This is a genomic window from Rhodopirellula sp. UBA1907 (genome assembly GCF_002337565.1).
Lineage (GTDB): Bacteria > Planctomycetota > Planctomycetia > Pirellulales > Pirellulaceae > Rhodopirellula > Rhodopirellula europaea.
Window position 1 is genome coordinate 1 of record NZ_DDGH01000106.1, and the last position, 4,306, is coordinate 4,306.

Annotated in this window: 2 protein-coding genes; both read left to right on the plus strand. The window is 54.0% G+C overall.

Features of this window, described 5'->3' with window-relative positions; genetic code table 11:
- A partial coding sequence (locus B2R17_RS26405; RefSeq protein WP_286766339.1) for a hypothetical protein occupies nucleotides 1-3,839 on the plus strand: 3,839 nt, incomplete at its 5' end.
- 7 nt (nucleotides 3,840-3,846) lie between these two features.
- Nucleotides 3,847-4,155: a hypothetical protein gene (locus tag B2R17_RS26410; protein ID WP_286766340.1), complete on the plus strand. Its 309-nt coding sequence runs from the start codon at nucleotides 3,847-3,849 to the stop codon at nucleotides 4,153-4,155.
- Nucleotides 4,156-4,306: the final 151 nt, after the last annotated feature.

Below are 4,306 nucleotides of genomic sequence, written 5' to 3' on the forward strand. Positions count from 1 at the left end.
GCTGGGGAGGATATGGATACGGCTATGGCGGCAGCTTCTTCAACTCCGGGACCTCAACGGCCGCATCCGATACGCTTCAAAGCGACTTGACCGACGCAAACGACGAGTTTAACGACGCTCAGGACGACGCCGAACGTGACTACGCCGAAGACGCTGGCGATGCGGCAATCACCAAAGCAACTTCCTTGGGCGATGCCCTCAAAACAATGGTGCAAGCCAAGGGCGTTGCGAATGTCACCTACGCCACCAATATCGGTTCGGCGGAACTGACCTACGCAGACGTGGAAGCCACTGCAAGCCTGGCCTACACTCAAACGGTCGCCATCGCAAACGAAACCGCTTCAAACTCTCGTCAGGATGCGGAAGAACTTCACGTTGTGCAACTCGCCTCGGCAGAGAGCGGTTACTACGGCGTTCGTTCGCTTGCAATCGGAACGAAGACTGCGGACGTGGCTGCCGCCCAAATCGATGCCCGGATTGCAATGGCAACGGAGGAATCCAATACACTGACGGCGACTGCGATCAGCACGGATGACGATGTCGATATCCAAGCTGCGGTTGTCGCCGAAGCAAAATTGGCCGGCCTGAATGCCATGCGCCCCGGTTTCATTCACTCCCGCACACTCGTCGTATTGGCCGAAGCAAACTTCACAGCAGCGATCGCGACTGCCAACGGTATCCGCCGAATCGATGAAGCGGAGTCACGCACGGATTTGATCGAAAACCGTAGTCAAGCCAATCGAATACAACAGACCAACAGTGAAGGTGTTTGGTCGGCTTTGATGACGGGTTCAGTGCCCATCGAAAACACTCGATGGCAAAATTCAGTTCAATACCAAGCTGATTACCACTACGACGTCGCAGTCGCTGAAGCTGCGAGAATGGTCGCCATCGCCGAGGCCACGAAAGATCGCGACATGGATGCAGCCGACGACGAGCCGAGCTCAGACATGTATTATGGTGAACCTGACGAATCCGAGGCCGACAAAACTTATCGTAAAGACATTGCAGACGCAGACCTTGACTACGCCACGTATGTTGCGAATGCATTGAAGGCACTTCAGACGAACGATGCGACCTCGAAAGCAAAGTACACCACCGACTCCGCCGACTTGGACTTTGCCTATGAAACCGGAATCGCCGGTGTCGAGCTGACCTATCAACATGCCGTTGCAGAAGCAGAACGCACGAAAGCGGGGGCTGATGCTGACGCTCGCCGTGATTATCTCACTTCAGAGGCCAACGCTCGATCTTCCCGGCGAACGGCAGTGGCAGCTTCAACCGTCGCCCAAATCACATCCGATGCTGCTGGTGTGTTTGCTGCCTACGACCACATCGATCAGCAATATGCACTCCCTTACACAGCCTACTTGCGGGGGCTCGCACAGGTGAATCAAGTCGTTGCTTCCCAAATTGCAACGGCGACGACCACTTTGGCATCGAATCGAAATTCAGCTGACAGTCTTTACACGGACCAAACGATCGTCGCGGCGCACACGATGGATCTTGCTTACGCGGATGCGGTCAAGACGCACGATCGGGCGACCGCAACCGCCGACCGCGATGCTGCGTTTGACCAAGCCACCGCAACCAAAAACTTCTACACCAACTTGGCAACCCCAGCATCCAACTACGCTCGTGATTTGGCTGCTGCGGAAGCCACTCACACAATTCAACTCGCGACTGCTGAGAAGACACTCGTTCACGAGCAGGTAGACGAAGTGGAACAGGCAACCGCAAATCACTCCACCGCGGTGACAACCGCTGATGCCACGTTCACGGGAACCCAAGCCACCGTGGAACAAACTTGGTGGACGGCGGAAGCTGCTGAGCAAGCGGATCTGATGATCGCTCAAGCGACAGCCGAACGCGATTGGTTTGTCGATACGCTCACGGCGGACAAAGACCGGATCGTTGATCAAAACGACGCTCAGAGCACCTATCGCACAACTTCGGCAAACGCCTACCACACCAGCGAGTCTGCCTGGGCGCAGCACGAGCACACCTTCCGTCTTGCCGCCATCAACGCTAGCGCCGCTCCGTCATCCGGACTCAGCGATCCCTGGTCGGCACGCGATGATTCACTCAGAAGCGGGCGCGCCCAATCGGAGCGAGATCGAGCGATGGCAGAGCTCACTGAACAACTCGACGCAATCACCGCTCAGCGAGACATCGAGCTGACTGTCATCCCAGCAGAAACGACCCTGCGCAATGCAAATGTGGGTTCGTCACTCGCCGCCTACACGGCGTCAGCCGATGCCGTCGTAACTTCCGCAACCGGGACAGCAAACGCTCATCGCAACGCTGGCAACCCCGGCAGCAAACCCGCCCAAACATCAGTTGTCGCGAGAGTTCCAGGAACGCTCAACATCGCCGGGCAAATCAGCGTCTCGATGCCCGCGAGCGGATGGATCGCGGTCACCGATCGGGTCCTGGATCGAACTGAAAATTGGACCAGCGATATTTACAATCAAATTCCCGACTACCAATTAGATCTTGTCCAAGCGGTGCCGGGGGCCGTCTCACCAGAAATAGAAATCACTCCAGCTGAGTCAAGCATTGAGGAAGCCGGCCGCATTCGCGATGCGGGTCTCACGTCAAGAGAAGAGGCCCGGAACATTGAGCGATCGACTTCGTCATCATCAGTGAATTCACAGGTAGAGTCCGGGTTGACATGGCGAGAATTTGGAGCAATCGCAGGAAAAGTGGCCGATGCGATTACCGGTCGTTCACTGTCAGGCATGCTGAACATAGTCGGACACGGCGCAGCTGTGTTGGCCTCTCTGCCAATCCATGGGCGCGGTGACCAATTCGACTTCAAGGATCACGTGTTAATACTTCTGGGGAAAGATCTAAACAAATGGCAACACGTTCGGCAGAACTCGATGTTCGTCTTTGGTGGCGGTTCAGGTAATGCAGAAGTCCAGGTTGTAAAAGGAATGGTCGTGGTCTACGTCAAAGGAGGGTCTGCCTACGATGTAGCCAACGCAATCTACGCTGAGGACGAAGTTCAGATCACGCAGGGCTTTGTCGACCCAGAAGTCTTTCTCGACGATGCAATGGAGAAAATCAAACGAAAACGAATAGAAGTTGCCGGTCAACTGGAGGACTTGATCTACGAAACCGCGAGAACGCTGCCGGGCGGTGAAGTAACTATCTTGCTTGACCGAATACTCAATGGTACCGTGAAGGAGGAATACGGACAGGAGGTCCATGCCGCCTGGCAAGAGCTGCTAGCACTCCGCGAGGCTGCCTTGAATGATCCAAGCGAGGCGGCATTCAAAGCAGCCTCATTTTACTTCATAGGAACACTACACAAAAAGCTCGACATAGATTCACCTCAACGCCGCAGCCTGGATGCCCCAAAGGGTGACTTCGACGTTCTGCGAGCAGGTAATCAGTTTGAGATCAGATTCATTGGATCAGAGCCAATCAGACCTGGGAGCGTAGTTAAGAACGCAGGTCGAATACGGGCAACGTACAACTCGCAAACCAAAGATCTGTACATCGGACTTGTGGATGTTGACTTCAAGAGTCGAGGTGTAGGATCCGCATTGTATCGACGAGCAATAAAAGAGGCGGGTGGGGACGTCAACTCCATTACCGGAAAACTTGATTGGGACAACCTAAGGAAGTTCCGCGAAGGTGGAATCAGTTCAACTCATGCCGATTACATTCGGAAAAAACTTGGATTCAAGAATGTAACGTTCAAGGATCTTGGATTTACATCAGACGGAACCGATCTTGGCGTCATCGTTACGGGGACTAGGAGCCTATCCGAATACCCACTCTTGCCCCCTGATTTGCGGGGTTTGGTGAGGTTTTCGGATAGGTTCTAGGTAAAAAATGGAAATTTCAGAACGCACTACGCTCGTCGCCGACATGCTGGCAAAAGACAACTACTTAGAATTGGCGGAGATCCTCTACCGTTCAAGAAATCGCATTCAATCAAAAGGTGAATTTGGGGATGAATGTGTTGACATATGCGTTTCGATCTTAAGTCACGTGATGCGTTACCTTCACTGCGTAGCGAATTTCAACGAGGGGCAGGGCGCAATGACTCCGAACAAAGATTCCGAGAAACCGTTCTTTGAGATTTGGTACTCTTTGGGGGCGTTCGGTATCGAGGAGGAGGACTTATGTTCTGATGGATGATCTGTGAAACAACCGTAAGGTGCCATCGGCTGTCTTAGGAATTGTCAATAGCGAGTGTTGGCTCGCGCCACGGTTTTTCTTCTCGGGCCATCACGTTGAGCGGCGCCGGATGGTGCCAGCCACCTTTTCGCCGGATGGTGCCAGCCACCTT

What these genes read in the sequence shown, in the direction of transcription:
- B2R17_RS26410 (WP_286766340.1), top strand. Translation starts at nt 3,847, where the DNA reads ATGGAAATTTCAGAACGCACTACGCTCGTCGCCGACATGCTGGCAAAA.